This window comes from Aphanothece microscopica RSMan92, from assembly GCF_046613545.2.
Taxonomy (GTDB): domain Bacteria; phylum Cyanobacteriota; class Cyanobacteriia; order PCC-6307; family Cyanobiaceae; genus NIES-981.
Genome location: NZ_JBKKKY020000133.1, coordinates 1 through 2,345, shown reverse-complemented (window position 1 = coordinate 2,345; position 2,345 = coordinate 1). Strand labels below are relative to the sequence as shown.

Genomic DNA, 2,345 nt, shown 5'->3' with positions numbered 1-2,345 from the left:
CGAGCGCTCGCAACCGGAGTAAGCCGTGGTCGTCGACCACAAGCCATCGATCGCTACCCTCTTCGATGACAAGCGGAGCGCTAGCGTGAGCGCCGTGTTGGTCATCGCTCCACCGAATACCGCCGCCTCGAGAGAACACCGAGGTCGATGTCGAGTGCGGTCCATCCTTGATCGTCGCGAGAACGTCCCCTCCGGCCAGCAGTCTCAAGGAATCGACCGTGCCAGAGGTAGACCAGGTCATCGTGCGCACATTGTGTTCTCGCGACAATTGCCAGATCTCGATGACTTCACCACGCCCGACGCGTTTCGCACACGCGAGTTCCCAGACTCCTTCGGCGGCCCGCCGCAGTGACGGCGCGTGCCCGTGGAAAGTTGTGATGTGCGTGCCGAACCGCGCTTCGAATACTCGGATACTCTCACCAGCACTCGCCACGATGAGAGCGGTCGCGGCATCGAGGGCAAGCAGCACCTCGGCGTTACATCCTGGGACCCTTAAGGTCCCGGCAGGGTGCAGATTCGGGTCGAGCAAAGTGATGAGCCCCGACACGTCAGTGACGCTCGAGCGCCCCTCGCGGTCGTCAACACGTGCGACTGGCTCGCTCGTCAGTATTGCGAACTGCTCGCCCGTAGAGCCTGGCGACCACCAGATGCCAACTCCGTCATCGCGGGTCACGACGACCCCTTCGCGCCCATTCCGATGGCGGAGCCGCGCGACCCCCGAGCGGTCCGCATGGAAGCGTCGGTAAGGCGGAAGTTCATCGTCGGTGCTTATCACTGGAACTACGTTGACGAGTGAGCCCCTTGTCACTCCGGTCGACGCATCTACCGCATCCACGTCATGCGCACCGCCTCGGTCACGTCGATCGAGGCGACTGATGACGAGCAAGGGGGCGTCGTCGGCAGAGTGGATGACCCCCCAGCAGTACGCTCCTTCGATCTCGACAGGATCGCCCCCGGGATCCGCGCTGAGTACATCGAGCACTCGTGTACGCCATCGGCCGTTCGACCAGTGCGACACGATTAGTTGTGGCCGTCCGAGCCCCAACACGTCGGCAACAGAGGAGGTGTGCGGTCGCAACTCCTGCTGATCATCCGGCCAGTCCTTCTCGACGAACCAGCTCCAACGCGGCTGGAACGTGCGGGTGTCGGTTACGGTGACGTACTCCTCAACCTGGCAGCTAGCGAGCACCAAACTCCCCGTGCCTTCAAAGGTGTCTGGCAGTGCTTCCATCAGCCCGTACGGCCGCGCTGCGGGATACCCGCCAGGCTCCGGAGCATGACTGCCCTCCCGCACGATTTCGCCTGTACCGATGTCGACCGCGCACTGAAAAACGCGTCCTCCGTCTCGACCCAGCACAAGCTTCTCTTGAGAGTCGTCGACGAATGACTCGCCGCGGCGCGAACTCAACAGAAGTTCCGGTCGATGCCCGCGACTCAGCACCATTACGGGTCCGAACCCGAGATCGATCTTGTCGCCAAGGTCGAGTCGCCAAGCGACTCGAGGTCCTTGATGGTTGATCTCGAACAGCGTGACCCATCTGTCGTAGACCGGCGCGACAGCGATGTAGCGTCGCCCCTCCAGTTCGAAGGGGAGTACGGAGCCATTTCCGGCCACCGAGTAGCGGGTGTCCGTGTCAAGCGCCCCGAAGAGGTCTCCGCTTGCCGTGTAAATGAGGAGCACCTGGCGAGTGCCAGACACGACTGCCGCCCAGCCGGGACCACCCGGCTCATCGTGAATGCAGACAATTCTGCTGACATTTAGATCAGCGCGACTCCACAGCGAACGCCCGTCGGTGCTGACACATTGAAGGGTTGATCCCGCGAGAGCGAGCACTCGCTCATTGCCGTCGAGCCATGCGAGGCGATACACACCGCGTATGTCGCTTAGGCCGGTCTCGATACTGCTCGACACCGTTAGGTCAGCGAGGCTGCTCTCGATGCGAGAGCGGTTCCGCGACCCACGACGGTGCGGCCACAGGGAGTGTTGCTCAGTCACCGCGGATGAAGCTCTCGCGCGCCGCAAGTACGATGCCGCGAGCAGCTTCCTCTGCTGCGACCTCATCGTGATGCTCGATCGCCGACACGAGATCCTCGTGGCGATGATCGGAGTCGGCGTGAACAGAGCCCATCGCCTGCCGGATTTCGCCACCATAGCGGCGCTCTTCCGATAGAACGCTCGTCATTGACTGCAGAATGCCGTGCAAGAAAGTGTTGCCGCTCATCTCAGCGATAGCGCTGTGGAGAGCGATGTCTGCGGGAACCCGCTGGTCGAGTTGCGTTCCTGAATCTTCCAGATCGAGAAGCAGCCGCTTGAGTCTGGAGATCTGCTCGGGAGTCGCTCTTGC

2 protein-coding genes are annotated in these 2,345 nt (G+C 62.3%); both read right to left on the bottom strand.

Going from position 1 to position 2,345, the window contains the following annotated elements; genetic code table 11:
• A partial coding sequence (locus ACLD7X_RS16345) for a hypothetical protein (RefSeq protein WP_425625391.1) occupies positions 1 to 1,912 on the bottom strand: 1,912 nt, incomplete at its 3' end.
• Between the two features lie 76 nt (positions 1,913 to 1,988).
• A partial coding sequence (locus ACLD7X_RS16340) for a FadR/GntR family transcriptional regulator (RefSeq protein ID WP_411424744.1) occupies positions 1,989 to 2,345 on the bottom strand: 357 nt, incomplete at its 5' end.